Below are 19,584 nucleotides of genomic sequence, written 5' to 3' on the forward strand. Positions count from 1 at the left end.
AAGGGGATATTTTCAATTATAAGAGGAAAGTAAATAGAATAACAGATAAAACTAAGGATAATGATCTAATTCATGGCGGGAAAGTAATGAGCTAAAAGCTGATAATAATTTAGGCGCGGATTACGCGAATTACACGGATTAAAGGCTGCGCTATTACACTGTATTACAGAAAGAGAATCCGTGTAATTCGCGTAATCCGCGCCTAAAATTATATTCATAACCCATCAGAAAGGATTTATTCAGCCAGCAAGTTTTATTAGTTCTTTATACCTTACTAAGAAATACCTATTTCTTGCATACCGACTTATAATCGTTAACCTAAAGATAACATTGCGATAACATTCCTTCTCTCCCTGCCGCCTTACCTTTGCAACATCGAAATAACCCCAATGTATCACTTAAATAATAAACAAGTCATGAAGAAATTTCAGAAAATAGGAATCGAATTAGCAAAAGGTATTGCAATCGTTTTGGCAGCTTACGTATTAATGGCCACAGTCAATCCTGCGTACACAGGACTCAAACACGCCATTGCAAATATATTCTTCAATTAATAGAAAGAACGAATGATGAAAGCGGATATCTCAATTGTACAAAGCAAGAAAGGAACCGAAATCATGGTTTCGGGAAATAAGATCAATAAGTATGGAATACTGGCTGCAATCCTTTTTACAGTACCCATACTGCTCTTATTCCGATGGATACATGGAGAAGATATGGCCCATGTATCATTGCTGATATTCTGGTCGTGCGCCCTGGCAGGCTTTGGAGTAAATCTATTGCTTCATGCACTATTCTTCGGAATCTTTTCGCCCAAAGGTTTCCGGTCCATCTCTTTCGTAAAGCATAAGGGAGGCATACGTTTCTGTCACTGCAACGAACCCATCAGAATGTGGCAATATCGCACAACCTGCTTCTTACCTATTCTGTTGTTAGGCATACTTCCGCTTTTGTATGGCATGGCAACAGGGAATTATTATTTCACATTATTCGGAACATTCTTACTTATCGGTAGCATGGACGACATCTGTATCCTTTGGAAACTGCGTTCATTCAGCAAAGATGCATTTATCAACGACTGTTCACAGGAGTTGCGATTCCATATATGGTAAGATCAGGATCGTACCGGAAAATAAAGAGTAAACTCACTGAAACGGCCTTCTTCACTCTCCACCTCTACCCTGCCCTCATGTGCCAGCATCACTTGCTGCACATAGTTCAAACCTAAGCCAAAACCCGCGGCCCCCCCTTTACTACTGCGTACTGCCGCCGCAGAGCGTTCAAAGCGATTGAAGATACGCGACTGGTCTTTCAAGGAGATACCCAATCCGTTATCGCATACCTTAATTTTGCAAACTCCCCTTTCCGACTCACAGATAATGTCTATTTTCACCTCTGCACGAGAATACTTGATCGCATTGTCCAATAAGTTTCCCAGCACTTCACGCAGGCAGAAAGCATCCGCATAGACCGTCTCACAGCGATGATAAACCGTATTGAATTCCACCCTCTTACCGGCTTTCAGAGAAATCTTCGCAACCAGATCATCAATCAACGGACGCAGGGAAACATCTTCCTTATGCAGCTCCAAATGCCCTTCATCCAATTGTGTAAGCATCAATACCCTGTTTGATAAAGCCAGCAGATGCTCGCTCTCTTCCGTCATCACCAGGCGATATTTCTCTTCTTTTTCAGGTTTACCCGCCAGTTTCCCTCCTGCCAGCACATGTGCCGCCATCAATATGGAGTTCAACGGAGACTTCATATCATGAATCATGGCGTAAGTAAAGTCTTTCTGGAACTGCTCCAGACGATGTTGCATCCGAAGCACCTTCACCTGGCCGAAGATACAATCGAGCATTACCAGGAATGTAATCCACAAGGGAAGCAAAAGATACCAGATAGAAGTCGCCACATGACGATAAGGGTTCTTCACAACTCCCTGCACACAAAGCGTACTATCTTCTTTCAAAGGAATAAACAGAGAAGTATAATCACCATACTTCCTGGAAGCGTATCCAACCTCTGTAACCGTACTATCCGAAGAACGGAGAAACTGACGAATACCACTACGTGACTTTATGCCCAACCGGCTTAAGCGCTCTGCAAAAGCTGAATCCAGGTATAAAGAAGACAAGGGCATTTCTATGCTACTTTCATTGATCTCACGTTGCATAATCAAGGCTGCACGAAGACGATAATTCTGATCAATCGTATTATAGGTATGTACCACAAACAAACGGTTTATGCTATACTCAGCCTCCTTTCCTTGTAGAAATTTCTGTTGTTCCTTGGCAAAAGGAGCTTCCTCTGGCAATTTCTGTTCTACGGGCTTTTTTCCTCCTTTAGTCTGTGAAAGGAACGACGGATAACGTTCCACCACCTCATCATAGAAAGCCGCTTCAAAGCAATCATTCACCTGATAAGCAGTCTCACGGGCAGCTGTGCGGTACAAATAAGCAAACCAAGCTACCATCAACAAACAACTTGCCAACAGGCTGACTATGAAGAACACCTTAAATGAATGTTGTTTACGGGCCTGACGTTTCCACTCCTCTTCTTTAGCCATGGAAAGTGTTTGCTCCGTCATATCCAGAATCTGCCTGCTCGATGTTTCTATGGCCTCCCACTGTTGTTCGGGAATCTGCCTGCGCACCTTACCTATCGGCAATCTCATTTTCTCCGCCAGAGCATAGAAAGCAGAGCGCTGTTCCTCAATCCCCCGGCGCTGGCTGATGATATACTTCATCTGCTGTGCCCAACTGTAAATAAGGAAAGCAGTCAATAACAGAGTAGGAAGGAACAAGAAAAACACATCCTTCACAAGTGGAAGGAAAGGAGAAATGATGGTAGCTTCTATCGCTTTACCCTTACTTTCATTCAGCCATGCCTGCTCCGAGATAACCGTTTTGAAACGCCTGTAAGCGGAATATTTACTGTGATCTTCTACCGAATCAATCCATACGGTCCTATCGATGTTCTTCCATTTCAGCTTCTTTTCCAATACCTTCTCCATCTCGTCCAGAGGTATCTCCACATGATAAACATCTTCCAGGAAAGAGGCTACTTGCTGATATCCCAAAAATACCATTTCATCGTAAGGCATCTTTTCATCCCTGCGGATGTACGAATAGAATGGTACGGTATAATCAGGAAAAGGCAGGTTATTCACCCGGTTATCTACCGTTTCTATAAAAGCTTGCCGGAAACATTCGTTCAGTGTACGCTTCGCCTCATTTTTATAGCTGTCATAAGCATATATCATGCCTCCCAATTGTATTACCACAACGAGAAACAATCCTATAATAGAGAGGATATAGAGTGAGCGAAGCTTCATCTTGCTATTGTTTGGGGGACAAATATAATGTTTTCAGCATCCATTTCCATACAGGAAGAACATGAATCGTATATTCACTCACATTTATTTCTTCTTCTTCTTCAAGAGTCAGAATAAATAATTCACGGCAGCCTGTAGTTTGAGCAGCCTCCAAAAGACCGTCTATCTCCCGTTGACGAGTATCTTCGTCGTGCAAAGTATAAGTCACTTGAATCAACTGATTCACTTCTTCATGGTTAGTAATTACAAAATCACACTCCTTCTTACCTTTATAATAATGCAAACCTTCCTGTATTTGCAAATTCCGGCGTAAATGAAGATAAACGGCATTCTCAAGTAATTTACCATTATCTTCACTTAGAGGATTAAGCAACACGGAACGTAAACCGTTGTCAATACAATAGTATTTCTTATCTCCACTACTCTCTTTCACGACCGAAGGCTCATACTTCGTTAATGAAAAAAACAAATAGATAGATTCTGTTTGTACAATTACATCATACAGGGTATTCTTTCCGATACTAACCCCCTGTGACTTCAACTCATTATAAATACGATTGATAGAGGTCGGTTTCGTCAAATTACTCATTACTCTCTTAATGAAGTAACGGACAGGTTCCGGATTCTTTATTTCATATCTTTCCACCAAATCCTTATAGAGCATTACGAAGAAATATTCCTGCAGAATACGGTCTTTCAACATAGGAATAGCAAGACTGACTTCGGGAAAACCACCTTGATGCAGGTACACTTTAAATGCATTTACAATGCGCGCCCTATATTCAGGTACATAATAATTGGTATCCACGCCTACAAATGAACAATACTCCCGAAATGAAAGAGGAAACTCTTCGTACTGCAATGTACGTCCCCGCAAGGAAGTGGCAAGTTCCGACGAAAGCATATTTGAATTACTGCCTGTAATAAAGATGTGTCTACACTCCTGTTCATACACCCTACGCACAAATGGTTGCCAATCTTCCGCCATTTGTATTTCATCAAAGAACATATATACATCCTTCAAGGAAATATCAGGATATAGTTCCCGATAAGCCTGCAATATTTCATCTAAATTTTCAGCATCAAACTGCAAACGCTCATCGTCGAAATTCAGAAAAAGTATTTGTTCCTTCCGGATGCCTTTCTCCGAAATCAATTGATTGATTACCAATAAGAATAAAGAAGATTTCCCACAACGTCTCACACCCGGAACCGTAATAATTTTGTTACTATCTACAGGTAGCATCAATTCACGGGGATATACTTCCACGGGTAAGCCCGCCTGGAAACCTGCAATCAACTGTTTTAGTAATTCCTTCTTCTTCATAAAGATAATATATTGAAATTATTTCTTTCTTGAAAAGACAAAAATAGAAAAAACTTTCTTTTTGAAAAAGAAATAGTAGACAAATCAACGGATTTTCTTTGTTAACCTAAAGATAACATTGTAATAACATTCTTCCATGAGCCTCTGCCTTACCTTTGCAATATCGAAAGAAACAAAAATGTATAACTAAAAAAATAACACCATTATGAAAACTTTAGTATTATCAGTAGTATTTGCAGTAACTTCAATCGTAAACGCAGTAAATAACAACAGTCTGGAAGGTTTTGCCTACAACACCCGCATGGATGGAGATCGTGTAGAAACCAAAAACGTATACAAAGTGAAAGAGGATAAATATCTTCAGAATCATCTGCAATATAACTATGCGTATGATGCCGAAGGACGTGTATCCAGCAAAGAGGTATCGAAATGGAGTAAAGGCAATCAACGCTTCGAGAAACAGTATTGCCTGAACTTCTCATACGACGGTGGAGAAGTAAACGTGGAATACGCAGCATGGAACAGCAAGGACAATGCCTACACTGATGTAAAGACCAAAGCCGTTTACCAAATCAACGGAATGGGCGTAAATTACCAAAGCTACGAATGGAACAAAAAAGAAAGTAGCTGGAATCTAATGGTAGAACACTCCACACAACCGGAAGAAATCATTCTGTTTGCAGAGAAATAAATTCAGGCATCGCAAATGCACAGTACCTTAATTGTGCATTTATCCTGCTTTTTTCCTAACTTTGTCATTAAATCATTTACCATTTTGACAATGAAAAAAGAAAACCATATAGCCTTACATAGCACAAGTTTCATTCATGAAATCAAGCAAATTGTAACTGAAGCCCGACAGAAAGCCTACACCGCCATTAATTCGGCAATGGTAGAAGCCTATTGGCTGATGGGCAAGCGTATCGTGGAAGAGGAACAGCAGGGAAAAGAACGAGCCGACTACGGAACACAACTGCTAAAAGAACTCTCGACAGAACTTACGCAAGAGTTCGGGAAGGGGTTCTCAGTCCCCAGTCTTTACAACTATCGACTGTTCTATCAAACCTTTCCCGAAATATTCTCTACACCGTGGAGAATATTGAGTTGGTCTCATTACAAGCGCTTATTAACAGTTCCCAATCCTGAAGCCCGTGCATGGTATCTAAAAGAAGCACAAGAGCAGATGTGGAGTTACCGCACACTCAATCGCAACATCGGTTCACAGTATTACGAACGTCTGCTACTCTCGCACGACAAGGAAAAAGTGGAAACGGAAATGAAGTCGCTCACGCTTCCGTACCAGCAGGACAAATTGGAGTTCATCAAGAATCCTACGGTAGCAGAGTTTATTGGATTGTCCCCGAACACCGACTTTACCGAATCCAAACTGGAATCGGCTATCATCAGCAACTTACAACGTTTCTTGCTTGAACTGGGAAAAGGATTCTCGTATGTAACACGCCAAAAATTAGTGCGTACCGAGAAGAAAGACTATTTCATCGACCTCGTCTTTTATAATTATTTATTAAAATGTTTCGTCCTTATCGATTTGAAAACAAATCCTATAACACATCAGGACGTGGGACAAATGGATATGTATGTACGGATGTATGATGAACGGATACGTGGTGAAGGAGATAACCCAACCATCGGTATCGTTCTCTGTTCAGAAACAGACAAAGATATAGCCCGCTATCAGTACTACATGACAATAATCAACTTTTTGCTTCCAAATATATGTTGTATATGCCTACGGAGGAAGAGTTACGCAGGGAGATTGAGCTACAAAAAACATTTTACCGCCTGCAGCAACACTCGGAGAAAGGTATCGAAGAAGAATAATACTATTTGCTGAAGAATAATCTGCCGGTTATTTCTTTCCTGCCATATATACTCCCCCCATAATACAAGCAGCCCCGATCAGTGCAATAATTGTCAGATGTTCATCCAACAGGATAGCCGATCCTACCAAAGTGAACAGCGGATTGAGATAAATATAGTTGGAAGCGCGTACCGTTCCCAGATTTTTCAGTACGACATTCCAAACTGCAAAACAAATCAGGGAAGCAACTACACCCAGAAACAATAAATTCAACAGAACGGAAGGCTGAATGAGCAAAGAAAGGTCAGCCTTCCAAGGTTGAAACATAAAGACGGGAAGCGTAGTCAATATGCCATAGAAAAAGATCTTGCGAGTAATAAAAATAGTATTATACCTACCCGTCATCTTCTTCATTATCAGACTATAGAACGCCCATGAAAGAGCAGCAACCAAAGTAAGACAATCGCCCAACGGAGATATTTTCAAAACAAAACTCCCATTATAAACTACCATTGCCACCCCTATCAATGCCATCAGTGAACCGCCTATCAAAGTACGGGTAGCCTTTTCCTTCTTATAAATCATCAGTGAAAAGATAGTGGTGAGCAGCGGAGCCGTACAAACAATAAACGCCACATTGGTAGCCAATGTAATGCCTAAAGCCATATTCTCCGTCAGAAAATAGACGGAACCGCCCGTGATACCACCCAACAACAACCAAAGTTCATCTTTCCAGTTATTTGCAAACAGCTTGCGTGGAGATATAAACCAGATACCAATATAAGCAATCAGAAAACGAAGCAGAAAAATTTCTTTCGGAGAAAGTCCATTGGCTATTAAAACTTTGGTGGAGATAAAAGTTAATCCCCACACTCCTACGGTGAAGATAGCTATCAGATGATAGGTGTAATTTTTCTTCTCATTCATACGTTCCCGATAAATTGGAGGCAAAGATATACCATTTCTACTTTTTGTACAATAAAACAGGGGATTTAATAGACGCCGGAAACGTTTTTAATAAATAAGGGTGACGTTTTTTAAAAACTTTACCCACGTTTATTAACAACGTGATTAGAGTGTTTTTCAGCAATCTGGCAGAAAAATAAACAAAAAGGGATGCAATCTTCTCAGACTTCATCCCTTGAAATATCCTAAAAACACTTTTGTGTAAAATCCTATTGAATTAACTTAGCCATTTTTTGTATTACATTACTTGAATTAGTTTTAATAAGCACTTCACAAATATAAGCAATAAAAATTAGAAATTGTTCTGAATTAACAAAAATATTTATCTGTTTATCGTTTTTTCTCGGCTGAGTACTAATAATTGTGCTTAGACCTGACATTATCAAAAAGTTCATTATGTTACCAAAAAAATAGATTGTAGAAAGAATATCCTATCTTTTATTCTTCAGAATTTTATTCATGAATTCAGTCATGTATTCGATTGTGGGATCGAACCAGGGTCTGAAAAACCAATAAGGATGTGGGGTATCTTCAAATGTATGTATTTCGGTGTAAGTTCCATATTTATTAAGTAAAGCAATAGCTTCGTCCCGGCCATTATGAAAACGAGGAATGGAACTGTTAATAAAACAAACCGGTGCCGAATTCTTACTTATCCAGTATAAAGCGGAAGCCTCTTCCCAATTTTTCTTCTGCTCTTGATAGGTTCCACCCAGCCAGATAGCATCAATAGGCAATGGCTTGTTACTATCTCGTGCTTGTTTGGCTCGGTTTATCGATTCGTCTGTGACAAAAGAAGAGATTCCATCCATATTGATGACAGCCCTAATCTTGCCGGAAGCATTCTTCATTCCAATTAACATCGCTAACTGACCACCTGCTGAACAACCGGATACGGCAATCTTTTCTTTATCAATGCCGAATCTTCCTGCATTATTGTATATCCATTCAATAGCGTCTTCCAAATCCTCCACCCCTGCCGGATAAAGCGCCTCTGGAATTAAGCGGTATTCCACAGGAATAGTTACATAACCTTTAGTTGCAATTTGTTGTGCCATTGGTACTTGTAATCCCAAATTTCCGGAGTTCCATCCTCCACCGTGAATCATCATTAAAACCGGATATTCTTTACCGTCATTAGGACGGTATATATTCATCTTTAATTCATGCTTACCCCATGCATTTTCTACTGTTTTATAAGTTACACCTTCATTGGCTAATACATTATCGGGTAGGCTAGCTCTTACGGGTTCAATGTAGGGACGGTAACGTAATTCTTTCTGATAAGTAGTGTTTAACGCAAAGGAAGTATCACGCGGAACACCGTCTATCACTACTGTTTGCGAAAAAGTGAATGATGTTGTGTGCAAGCCAAAACAAAAAAACAAAAAAAAGACGATTGCTTTATAAAAAAAGGCACACCTTTTCCTGTCGGTAGGTTTATAAAAAAAAGATTTGTTATATAAAAAAGTTGCTCTAAAATTATCCATATAAAAACTAACTATTCAGAGCAACTAATTTTCAAATCGGTCAAGGAAATATTTTTATTGACTTATTTTATTTAAGTCATCTGCTATATACTAATAAATTGAGCTTTCTCTGCCTTAAATGAACTCTTATTCATTCCCTCCAACTTATCAATATTGGCACAAATAATAGCACGTATGCGGTCAATACTTATAAAAAACTCCCTTTCAGAGAGTATCTGATAAACATCATCAAAACGTAATCTTTTAATTTCAGTCCAATAGTAGTAACGTCTTAATAATGCCTGATCCCTTAATTCTACCAGATTCTTATTTCTACCTTTTCCCATAACTAAAACCTATTGACACAAAGATAGTTAATTCTATCATAACAACAAAAGCAAATATTGTTTTTATGGTAAAAAAACGAGCTTCAGCCGTTTCACAACGCCCAAAGCTCCTATTTATGAAAAAAGAATTCTTAAAAAACTTAACTGCTTCACAGCAACCAACATTTATACTAAAACAAAACCTTTTTACCTAAAAACTAAAACCTTATACTGTAGCTTTACTGCTTACGATTGCCCCTACACCCTTATTTCGGATAGGCAAAGCAATAAAACGTTTATCAAAGCCTACAATCGTACCGCGTTCCTCCGGATCGTTATCGCGCGAATACATAAATACTTCACCGTCTGCCTTCATCACTTCGCTTTCATGGAAAGCAAAGGAACAGAATGTCTTCTCTACGGGTGTTTCTTCCGCTTGTACTTCTGTTGGTTCTTCGCCTGTAACATCTGCATTCTCCGTTTCTTCCGTATCCGTATCGCCATTCAGCGCGTTATTATCAAACGGTATCTTTTTCATGGTGGAAAGATCATATTCCGGTGTGGCGGTAGTCTGTAGAATGCTAAAGCCAGCAAAACGCCGGGGCATTCCGTTTGCTATATCGGTAATGTCCTTGAATGCCTTCACATCGAAAAGAATCAGGTCCGTTAAATGGCTTGGATTCAGCACAAGGAAGCGTCCTTCCAGTGGCAAACCTGAATTATCAAAACGTTCCTTCAAAGCAAGAATATCAGCCACTGTAAGCCGTTTACGACCGTTTACCGCATCGCCTGTAGTGGATATAACCGGAGTATATAAAGTATCTTCTTTCGGTGCATAAGCGTGTGCCGCCTTCTGTGCGGTTCTCGCTCGCAATGTGTTACGGTGTCCCATTAGAACGGATTCCAACTGGTCGTAGCTGTATTCAATTGCAATCGGGCGACGTACCAATGTGTTTTCCGTTTCAAAGGTGTCAAGCTCGATTCTCAGCGGGTTGTCAATTCGCTGTACCACCTTTATGGGATAAGTGGTGTTGTTTATCAACACTTTGGGATCAGCCCCAACCTCCGCCATGTTAATAGCGTTATTCTCAACTAACCCGGTAAAATCACGGGCATACTTCAAAAATGAGCTGTCAGGATAGAAATTTTCCATCAGTTGATTCACCCATACTTCCTTTGCCAATGTGGCGTTAATGTCTCTTGCCATAATCTTGATTTTTAATTGTTTATAATCTTATTCGTTCTTTTTTTCCTTCTCCAATAAATCCCAGTACAATTTTGGGTTGTCTTTCAGGGCTTTCGGGGCTTTTTTCCGGTAATCGTCTAAAGTCCAGTGTTCACGCTCGTCCGGTGCATTGTCATTGATTTCATTCGTAATCATCCGCTTTTCTGGAATATGTGATACCAAATCTTGAAACAACTTCCAGTTAGTTTTTGCAAGCTCTTTGTATTTTACGAAATCGCCTGTATATATTCCACTAAATTTGTTGGCATTCAAAGCGATAAATTCGTTATATTTAGCAGTAAAACGCTGCTCATAGTTCTTTCTTTTGTTGGCTAAATAGCGTTCAAGCCTGACCGGATCATCACCGATAACCATTTCAATCTCATGCTTTTCCTCTTCCGTGATAACTCCCTGATTACAAGCCAGAGACAAACTGTATTTTGGTGTAATACTCTTTATAAGGTCACTTTCAGCCCCAACAGAAAGCAGATTTATGATTTCATCCTCACCCATGGAAGAAAAGAAGGGGATTTTTTTTACCCGTCCAAGAAAATCCGTTGTACTTTTACCGTTATCTGTGAAATGGTTACAACAAAGTGCGTAAATTTCATCAGGCTTTTTATTTTGTATTTCCAAAGCTGCATCCCCTAATTCACTCCAAGGATCACAAATGCCGTCTATCAGCCCCAAAGAAAGGGCTTCATCAGCCGTAAACCAATGATCCTTACCATCAAAGAAACGGTTTTTCACTTCTTCCGGGGTTATCTTACAACGGTTGGCAATCATATCAGCCAAGGTCTGTTCAAGGCTTTGCATGCTCTCAATAGCCTTTTTCATATCCTCAATATTGCCATCCGCACCACCGGAAACGCTATGAAGCATCAACCGGGTATTCTTGCACATGTACAACGGTTTTCCGCATAATGCGATAACAGCCGCCATGCTTGCCGCCACGCCATCCACATTAAGGGAAACGTTGCTGCATCCCCTGACAGCATTAAATATTGCAATCCCGGAAAGCACAGAACCGCCCAAAGAATTGATATGTATAGTCACGGAAGGATATTGTTTGGAAAGTTCTATCAACCGGGTTACAAACTCTTCGGCATTCACTCCCATGCCAATCTCTCCGTATAACAGCAGGGAAACTTCTCCCTTTTCCCCTACTATAACATTTTTAAAATCCTTTTTCATTTTGTTACTTTTTTTGTTTTTAATGATTTGTTAACCAGCTTCTTTACTGCCGAATCGAGGTTCTTACTCAACATTGCTTCAAATTGTCTTTTAGTCCTGTTGAGTTCTTGCAGGTTCATCAGGGTTATATCCTTCTTTACCGTGCCTCTTTCCCTGCAAAACTTGTTTATAACCGCATAATTCATTGCTATATCTTCCGGTGAATCTCCGTAACACATGCCAATGAAAAAGGAAAGGTTGTAGATTTGCCCTACCACTTTTCTACAATCTTCCTGATATTTTGCCGAATCACTCGTTTTAAGGCTCGCACAGCCACTTAAATAGGCTATCATATACTTCGCTTCACCAAAGCTCAGTTCTTTCGTGCTGGAAGTCCTATTATCCGTCAGACGGGCAACTATTGCATGGCGTTCTTCCGCATCCATGCCCAGCCTTGAAAACATGGTCTGCAATTTTTTCAGTTGTGCCGGAGTGATACGCTTCTGATTCATACTTTATCGGATGTATTGATGGTTTCACCGATTGCAAAACGTAGCTGGGACAGGAAATCAATACTATCTTTCAAGTCCATTGTAGCATAATTGATATCCTGTGTCGTTGTAGTAAAGAACTGGGTCATAACAACCGATACACGATCAAGCTTCGCCATCACTTCCTTTGGGGAACCGAAACAGTCGAAATAATTCTGTAGCTCCCGCCAATTATATGTTACTTCACCTTTCATAAAATGTATTTTAAGTGTTCTTTATCTGTTTATAAAGTGATTATCATGCTTTATCATATAGAAACACTTTATTTTTTACTTGTCTATACTTACAGCCCTCCATTGTTTTTTTTATATAAATGAATTTCATTCATTAGTTCTCCAAACTTACTTTTATCCATCATCTCTTTTATTGCTTCCGGGTCAGTTATTCCATATTTTTGACAGATTTCACGTCTTTCATTAGGTTTTAACCCTTCACAAGTATGCCACATAATTACACGCCTTAAAAACTCTGCACAGCCTTCTTTATGCCCATCTGCATACTTAACAAGTTTCTCTTTGAAATATGGCATTCCTGCCAAAATAATACCGCAATTGGAAACTGTCTTATCACGAAGCTCGCGAAGGTAAAGCATCATATTTCGGTTGATAATACTGGCTTCATCTATAATTACAAGAGGATTTTCCTTTTTATTTAGTTCTTCTACAACCCTATTTATCATGTTGTGAAGGTTTCCTGCATACGAAATAGCCATTTCGCGCAGTAATTCTTCAAAGAATTGGGGAGCGGTCATTGATTTGTAAAACGATACATAGAAAACATTTTTCTGCCGGGAATAAAAGCGGAGAGAAGTTGTTTTACCTATCCCTGTATCAGCTAATATACCTATCATAAAATGATGTTCGCGCGCTGTAGAACAAGCTCGGCAGATATCTATTAGGTCATAACTCTGGTATAAATCTTCCGCTTTACGTCCATCTATAAAAGATTTGATTTTCTGCGCCATCTCGTCAGAAATTTTGTTCCATTTCTCATTTTCTATAAATGATAATGTAGCATCACTAACACCACATATTGTACCGAATGCCGATCTACTGATACCATTTTCAGCACAATAACTACTAATTAAATTTTTTAAAAATAACTTTCTCATAAATTTGTTTGTTTAAATTAATATTATTTATACATGAATACCCGGAATTAGTTACCAGAGATAAAAGAAAAAGCATCAACTTTCTTTTCTTCATGGAAGGGTCTTTCTCTTTTTTTCTCCTTTTCTTTATCCTTTGGTTCAAATACTTTCTTCATACACTTTCTATCAGGTGATATAACATTATTTATATTAAATCCCTGACGTTCGGCAAATAATCTACCATCACATTTTTCCTTCATTTCTTTCAAAGCATCTTTGGGAGTGAGAACACGATTCATCATCTCTGCAATATTTGGATCAATATTGTTTGCTTCCGCTGTTATTCGTTCTTGTTCTTTTTTAATTTCATGTTCTATTCCACGAATACGCCCATGATGTTTCAGAAATATTTTTTCGTCCTCTTCTGTCTGATCTGCAATTGCTGCATGCGCTATCTTTTGACGTTTTAATATAGTAATAAACTTATCTGTTTTTAGATCAAACAAAAATACTTCATCTTTTAGAGATACATAACGTACTCTAAATGTCTTATTATTAAGCCTCAAGTAATCTTTAGCACTAACTTCAAATATATAATTAGTTCTTTCGCGCGTCATTCGCAATAATCCTCCTGTTATCTTATTTTCAGAACATCTAACAAACAGTTTTACAATGTTTACTTCATCAACAGGTAAAGAATATTTTCTCAATGCAGGATTATTTACAGCCTCTTCATAGCGTTCGTTAGGAGATTTACCGTCTTTACCCGGTGTACTGTTATATAAATCTACACAAGACTTTGCTATACACATAATATATTCTTTGGTTAACGGTTTCTTCATTGCCTCATCGATTATTTCTTGCGCAGGTCTTCCATTCTTCATTCGGGTTTTAACTCCTTGACCGAAATAACCGGGATAATCTTTGCAATAATTTTCCCCTATTATTCCAAAATTACGTTCAGCAAGTGATTTTCTTCTGGCATTGATATCTACAGTCCAAACAGTTCCTAACTTCGCTAATTCATCTTTAAAATATTCAGCCTCTTTGGTTTGGTGGAAAGAATGCTTATCCGACACTATTTCAGATGGAACAACTCCTGTGTCTGTTATTGCATATTCAAGTCCCTTCAAAATACTTTCTGTATTTTCTGATTCTGCCACATAGAAACCAACAATCTTTCCACTATAAGAATCCATTACTTTAAAAATGGTTAATTTTTGATATTTGCCATAATAAAAAGGCATATCCCATCCGTCTACTTGCCATTGGGTATTAGCGTTTTGCGCCTTCTCTAAACCCAAATATGGGTATTTCTTATATTGAGTGAAATATTTGCCGTTTCTGTCTCCTGTAAGCGTTTCAAACTTCTTACACTTTTCTTTAATCCAACTTAAACCAGGCTTTAACATATTGCATTCATCACAAATTTTCCAAATTTTCCGGGCTATTTGGCTTTGATTGAATTTTCTGGGATCAGACATACAGTCTAACACCATCTTTTCATATCGTGTATCATATTTAATCGGGGCGGGCTTGTAATCTTTTATCAGAAGGCGCTCAATACCTTCTAAATATGCTTTCCTTATTGCAGTACTAAATGCAGCATATACATAACTTTTAGGAAAAATCATTCTAAAAGCCGGGTGTATGAATTTTAAAGGGAATTGTGTATGCGTACGTTTGCATTCTTCATATATTTTCAGAATTTCTTCTAATACAGCATGTTTCTGTAGGTATTCCTCTAACTGTTCCTGCGGCACTTTATTTAAATAGATAGACCGGAAAGAAGTAGCGTTTTTTTCTTTCGCTTTCTGAAACAGAAGATAATACGCATCAACTGCACTTGCTTTATTTTCTTGCTTTATTTCTGATAAGATAGCTTCTTTACCCGGCAATTTATTGCGGGTATTAAAGGGGATTGAATCGTAAAGAATAGAAGTACATCCATATTCTTTACGAATGCAAACAATATCCCTTTTTACCCAACATTTTATAGTGTTAGGACTTATCCCCTTTTGTATTAAAAAGTTATAGGGAATATACAAATCTGGATTATTACCTATTTTATTTAAAGATAACATTTAGTTCTTCTTTTACTTCTTTTAGGATGATATACGCTTGTTCTTCTACCTTTTCATAGCCTCTTAACTTTTTTCCTCTTAATGTCTTACTAACAGTCGACTGAGGAATGTTTGTTATAAGAGATATCTTATTAACTGAACCTTTAGGCAGTAACTTAGAAATTTGTGATATATCCTTTTTCATAATGCGGAATATTTATATTTTATTCCGCAAATAAACGACAAAAATGCGGAATAAACAAATAATATTCCGCATTTTTATTTATAAAAAATATAAAAGATTGATTATCTATTACATAGAAGTGAAATTAAAACGGACCGCTCCCTTTATATATTCTTTTAGATTATTGTTAAATTCCTGTGTTATCCTATCTAATTCAACTTTATCTAAAATGTTTTTTGCTTTGGCAAATGCAATAAATTTCTTGTTCGCTTCTTTATTTTTCCATTCATATAAATTAAGAATTGACCCTATTTCATAATCAAAGGCATCATCTTTCTTGCAATAATAGATAGATTCAAATTCATATAGCAAAGAGAGATATATTATATAATGTTTTATGTTCTCAGGAAATACATTGTTATCTAATAATTCATACCAATCTATATGAGTATAATAATTACTAATAGCGTATTCTATATTTGTGCTATGAATAATTAGATTCTCACTAAAATGTGTTTTATCAGTTAAATATTGAACAATATACCGGGATATCTCTTTTAAGTTACCAAACATACAAGTAAGATAATTATTTGTTAGATCACATAAATAAAGCATCAAACCAGTATTTAAATACAAATCATTATCATTTATATTATTTAATACGTCCTCTATAATTTCTGTTTCATATTTTATGATTTCCTGTATTCTTAGATCATTTGCAAATTCTCTTTCAGTTGCATCGAAATGCAACCATTGGCTTCTAATTCTTTGATTCTTTCTTCCGTACGAAATTCGGATATAAATAGGATACGCTAATTCATTTTGATACTTACCTATTCCGTAGGAAGGTTTTAGCCGTTTATTCAAATAGTGAGTAACCGAAATCTTTGCCATATTTCTACTTTTTGAGGCAAAAATAGAAATATTTATTTCATGCACCAAAATAGGCGATAGGTTTATTAAAATTCTATGCACTAACTTCTGCACACTTTTTGTCTACTCTTTATAGAATGAACATGAGGTTATTTAGCTTGTTTTTCTATGAAATTCCCCCTAAATGGCTTTCAAATGTTATATTTTAAGGGCTAATGTTACATTTTTACGGGTTTCGCGTTATATAAATGTTTGATCTCTGTTATATTTTAAACATACCTACCAACGTAAAAACAGGTTCTAAAACTCTTTGTAATAACTAATAAATCAACATATTACATCTAATTATTTCAAAACCCTAAATTTAATCAACCTGAATACCCCCCATAGTTGATAATAAACTGATTGCAAAAATTAAATATGTTTTCATGGTTAGCTATTTTTTGCAGTACTTTCCCTGCCGATTATTTCTGCTTGAATGATCTCTTCTTTTATTTCTACCGGATTATCATTTTTTCCGGCTAAAATTTCAAAATAAAGATTAGCAGCTTTTCTGCCGATCTCTATGCTTTTTTGATTGACTGCAGACAAAGTAGGTGTAGTAATCTCCGTCAGAATATCATTTCCAGAGCCTATTATTCCTAATTCTTGGGGAACTTTAATACCTAAAGAGTTAGCTACTTGCAACACACATAGAGCTTGCTCGTCAGAAAAAGTCAAAAATGCATCTGGAGGAGTATTGGATGACAACAATAGAGTTATAATTTCCTTTGTTTTATCTTTCTGAATAGCATTGTCATAAATATGGCTGGTAAGCCCTGAAGTTTTCATTGCCTGCAGGTAGCCTCTTTTTCTTAACTGGTCAATAGTAAGCTGTTCTGTCCACCCCAAAAAAACTATATTTTGGTATCCTTGATTGATCAGATGCATGGTTGCATTGTATGCAAGCTTTTCATTGTCATTAGTTACTTTATAACTATTAAAGTTTTCAATAAATCTATCAATCTGAATCAAGATAGTATCATGGTTTATGATATTCTGAAGATGTTCTGAAGAATTAGTCTCAGCAGATACAGAAATTAAAATACCATCTACATTTTGGCGTATTAACGTATCAATAGCTCTACACTCCTTTTCATACGACTCTTGTGATTGACAGATAATTAAGCCATAATCATGTTCAAAACAAATTTCTTCAATGCCTGCAATCAATTCTGAGAAGAAACTCTTATTTATATGAGGAACAATTACTCCTATCGTTTTAGAAATTCCCATCCTGAGATTGGCAGCGTAAGAGTTATGTTTATAATTTAAATCCTTGGCAGCCTTTCTCACTTTCTCTTTCATCTTATCTCCCACCGAAGGATGATTATTTAATGCCTTGGAAATATAAGAAGGTGACAGGTTTATTGCTTTAGCAAGATCATAAATGGTTACTCTTTTATTATTCATCTTTGTTAATTCTGATTTGCTTGCAAAAATAGAGCTTTTTTTTGAATAATTTCAATCGATTGAAAGAAATATAGGAAAAAGTTTGCAATCGATTGAAAAACCTATTATATTTGCAATCGATTGAATTTTTTGTTTTGAAATAAAAACAACTAAAAAGGAAATAACATGGAATGGGAAAAGAGGTGAATATCTATCCTGGTGAATTTTACAACATATTATTTGAATAGTAAACAAAATAATATTTATCCAAAATGAATAATAAAGTATCATTGAAAAAACACCTTGTTCTTTTTTTGCTTCTTGGCTGCAATACTGTAGCTTTTTCGCAATTAGGAACAGGCATTTCAGCAAGGAAACCGGCATTGCCGACTTACAGTACCCCTTACGTAATACCTACGGTTAAAGATGTAAAAAATATCGTAGACCGGATACAACAAAGAGTAGAGAAAAACTCGCTTTTTTATCTTGTTGATTCTATTAACGGACAAACGATTTCATACTCTCAGCCTAATAAAAATGCGATTTATCCACAAGGAGCATTTTACTTTATAGAGTGGTCGTATCCGAATGGTGTCTCACTTTCTGCCTGCAACGATCTTTATGAAACTACCAACGATACGACATATTTCAATTATGCCATACGCTTTTTTGATTTCACTTTTAAAGCTATGCCTTATTTCCGGACAATGGAAGAAAACGGCCTGATACGACATCATCCGTATAAAAAAATGATCCATATGGCAGCATTAGACCATTGTGGTGCAATCGGGGCAGCGTTGATAAAAATCCAGAAAAGATATCCCGACCCTAGATTCAGGGAATGGATAGATACCATAGCAGATTATATTTATAACAAGCAGTATCGTTTGCGCGATAGGACAATAGCCCGCCAACGACCGCAACCTCAATCGCTTTGGGCAGATGATTTATATATGTGTATTCCTTTTCTGGCACAAATGGGATCTTTAACCGGCGATAAAAAATATTACGAAGATGCTGTTAGGCAAGTAGTACAATTATCTGCAAGACTCTTTGATCAGCAAACCGGCTTGTACGACCATGGTTGGAATGTGAACTCAGCAGCAGATGACCCACGATTTTATTGGGGACGGGCAAATGGCTGGTGTATTATGGCCATGGCTGAGCTATTGTCGGTGTTACCAGAAAACTTTGAAGGTCGGGATAAAGTGTTAGCGCTATACCGCAGGCATGCACAAGCATTGGTACATTTGCAGGATGGAACCGGTTTATGGCACAATCTACTCGACCAACCCCGATCATATCTGGAAACCTCAGCCAGTGCCATTTTCGTTTACAGTATTGCAAAAGGGGTAAATGAAGGCTGGCTCAGTCATATTTACGGCTCTGCTGCTCTTGCAGGATGGAATGCACTTGCTACAAAAGTTACTGAATCAGGCGAAGTGTGCGATATTGTGGAAGGTACAACGCTTGCTCATGATAATGTTTATTATTTTAATAGAGGTAAAAGCTGTACCACCAATTTTCACGGAACCGTAATGAGAGCTGGTTCGGAAATTATTCGCTTATTAAACAATCCTCGATTCGTAATAGAATCTCCTGTGCCCAATAGCACTATTCACGTTAAGTTAAGAGCGGATATCCAATCAAAATAAGTAAAATATGAATATTGATTATATAATCTGTGCTACTTGATACAGACAATAATAGGATGCCGAATGCGTGGAAAATCATTCAGTATTCCAAT

The 19,584-nt window shown here is 37.5% G+C and carries 18 protein-coding genes and 1 pseudogene; 5 read left to right on the top strand and 14 right to left on the bottom strand.

Annotated features, from left to right (window positions below):
• The first annotated feature begins 416 nt into the window (after positions 1-416).
• The gene (locus K429_RS30670; RefSeq protein WP_007216533.1) at positions 417-554 is read left to right on the top strand and encodes a hypothetical protein; all 138 of its coding nucleotides are present in this window, start codon (positions 417-419) and stop codon (positions 552-554) included.
• A 12-nt stretch (positions 555-566) separates the two neighbouring features.
• Positions 567-1,112 carry a metalloprotease family protein gene (locus K429_RS0110430; RefSeq protein WP_007211387.1) on the top strand — a complete coding sequence of 182 codons (546 nt, stop codon included), beginning with the start codon at positions 567-569 and terminating at the stop codon, positions 1,110-1,112.
• A 2-nt stretch (positions 1,113-1,114) separates the two neighbouring features.
• On the opposite strand, the gene K429_RS0110435 is transcribed toward K429_RS0110430, so the two are convergent.
• A complete protein-coding gene (locus tag K429_RS0110435; RefSeq protein WP_026366868.1) occupies positions 1,115-3,337 on the bottom strand; it encodes a HAMP domain-containing sensor histidine kinase in 2,223 nt (740 codons plus the stop codon).
• A gap of 4 nt (positions 3,338-3,341) precedes the next feature.
• Positions 3,342-4,664 carry an ATP-binding protein gene (locus K429_RS0110440; RefSeq protein ID WP_007211389.1) on the bottom strand — a complete coding sequence of 441 codons (1,323 nt, stop codon included), beginning with the start codon at positions 4,662-4,664 and terminating at the stop codon, positions 3,342-3,344.
• Between the two features lie 205 nt (positions 4,665-4,869).
• Here K429_RS0110440 and K429_RS0110445 point away from each other — a divergent pair, with 205 nt between their 5' ends.
• Both K429_RS0110445 and K429_RS28620 read left to right on the top strand, forming a co-directional pair.
• Complete coding sequence (locus K429_RS0110445; protein WP_026366869.1) at positions 4,870-5,355, top strand: DUF3836 domain-containing protein; 486 nt, start codon at positions 4,870-4,872, stop codon at positions 5,353-5,355.
• A gap of 90 nt (positions 5,356-5,445) precedes the next feature.
• A pseudogene (locus K429_RS28620) lies at positions 5,446-6,506 on the top strand (YhcG family protein).
• 28 nt (positions 6,507-6,534) lie between these two features.
• Here K429_RS28620 and K429_RS0110455 read toward each other — a convergent pair.
• The 12 genes from K429_RS0110455 to K429_RS0110510 form a co-directional block, all read right to left on the bottom strand.
• Positions 6,535-7,413, bottom strand: a complete 879-nt coding sequence (locus tag K429_RS0110455; RefSeq protein ID WP_026366870.1) for a DMT family transporter — start codon at positions 7,411-7,413, stop codon at positions 6,535-6,537.
• A gap of 470 nt (positions 7,414-7,883) precedes the next feature.
• Positions 7,884-8,942, bottom strand: coding sequence for an alpha/beta hydrolase (locus K429_RS0110460; RefSeq protein ID WP_231501841.1), 1,059 nt, complete (start codon positions 8,940-8,942; stop codon positions 7,884-7,886).
• A gap of 83 nt (positions 8,943-9,025) precedes the next feature.
• Positions 9,026-9,268 (bottom strand): hypothetical protein, encoded by a 243-nt coding sequence (locus K429_RS0110465; protein ID WP_026366872.1) that lies wholly within the window; start codon positions 9,266-9,268, stop codon positions 9,026-9,028.
• Positions 9,269-9,473: 205 nt separating this feature from the next.
• Positions 9,474-10,454, bottom strand: coding sequence for a hypothetical protein (locus K429_RS0110470; protein ID WP_026366873.1), 981 nt, complete (start codon positions 10,452-10,454; stop codon positions 9,474-9,476).
• Positions 10,455-10,481: 27 nt separating this feature from the next.
• Positions 10,482-11,666 (bottom strand): head maturation protease, ClpP-related, encoded by a 1,185-nt coding sequence (locus K429_RS29420; RefSeq protein ID WP_026366874.1) that lies wholly within the window; start codon positions 11,664-11,666, stop codon positions 10,482-10,484.
• The gene (locus K429_RS29425) at positions 11,663-12,157 is read right to left on the bottom strand and encodes a hypothetical protein (RefSeq protein ID WP_026366875.1); all 495 of its coding nucleotides are present in this window, start codon (positions 12,155-12,157) and stop codon (positions 11,663-11,665) included. Before K429_RS29425 ends, K429_RS29420 begins: the two co-directional genes overlap by 4 nt.
• Complete coding sequence (locus K429_RS0110485; RefSeq protein ID WP_026366876.1) at positions 12,154-12,390, bottom strand: hypothetical protein; 237 nt, start codon at positions 12,388-12,390, stop codon at positions 12,154-12,156. Before K429_RS0110485 ends, K429_RS29425 begins: the two co-directional genes overlap by 4 nt.
• Before the next feature lie 89 nt (positions 12,391-12,479).
• Entirely contained in the window at positions 12,480-13,307 is an 828-nt protein-coding gene (locus tag K429_RS0110490; RefSeq protein WP_026366877.1) for an ATP-binding protein, read from the bottom strand.
• A gap of 47 nt (positions 13,308-13,354) precedes the next feature.
• Complete coding sequence (locus K429_RS0110495; protein WP_026366878.1) at positions 13,355-15,370, bottom strand: hypothetical protein; 2,016 nt, start codon at positions 15,368-15,370, stop codon at positions 13,355-13,357.
• On the bottom strand, positions 15,354-15,554 hold the full coding sequence (locus K429_RS0110500; protein ID WP_026366879.1) for a hypothetical protein: 201 nt from the start codon (positions 15,552-15,554) through the stop codon (positions 15,354-15,356). Before K429_RS0110500 ends, K429_RS0110495 begins: the two co-directional genes overlap by 17 nt.
• Positions 15,555-15,662: 108 nt before the next feature.
• Complete coding sequence (locus K429_RS0110505; protein WP_155923400.1) at positions 15,663-16,520, bottom strand: hypothetical protein; 858 nt, start codon at positions 16,518-16,520, stop codon at positions 15,663-15,665.
• A 318-nt stretch (positions 16,521-16,838) separates the two neighbouring features.
• Positions 16,839-17,858, bottom strand: coding sequence for a LacI family DNA-binding transcriptional regulator (locus K429_RS0110510; protein WP_026366881.1), 1,020 nt, complete (start codon positions 17,856-17,858; stop codon positions 16,839-16,841).
• A gap of 251 nt (positions 17,859-18,109) precedes the next feature.
• Between K429_RS0110510 and K429_RS0110515 the strand changes: the two genes are divergently transcribed.
• A complete protein-coding gene (locus tag K429_RS0110515; RefSeq protein WP_007211397.1) occupies positions 18,110-19,492 on the top strand; it encodes a glycoside hydrolase family 105 protein in 1,383 nt (460 codons plus the stop codon).
• Positions 19,493-19,584 lie beyond the last annotated feature (92 nt).

It is taken from the genome of Bacteroides sp. 14(A), assembly GCF_000526555.1.
In the GTDB taxonomy this organism is placed as follows: Bacteria; Bacteroidota; Bacteroidia; order Bacteroidales; family Bacteroidaceae; genus Bacteroides; species Bacteroides cellulosilyticus.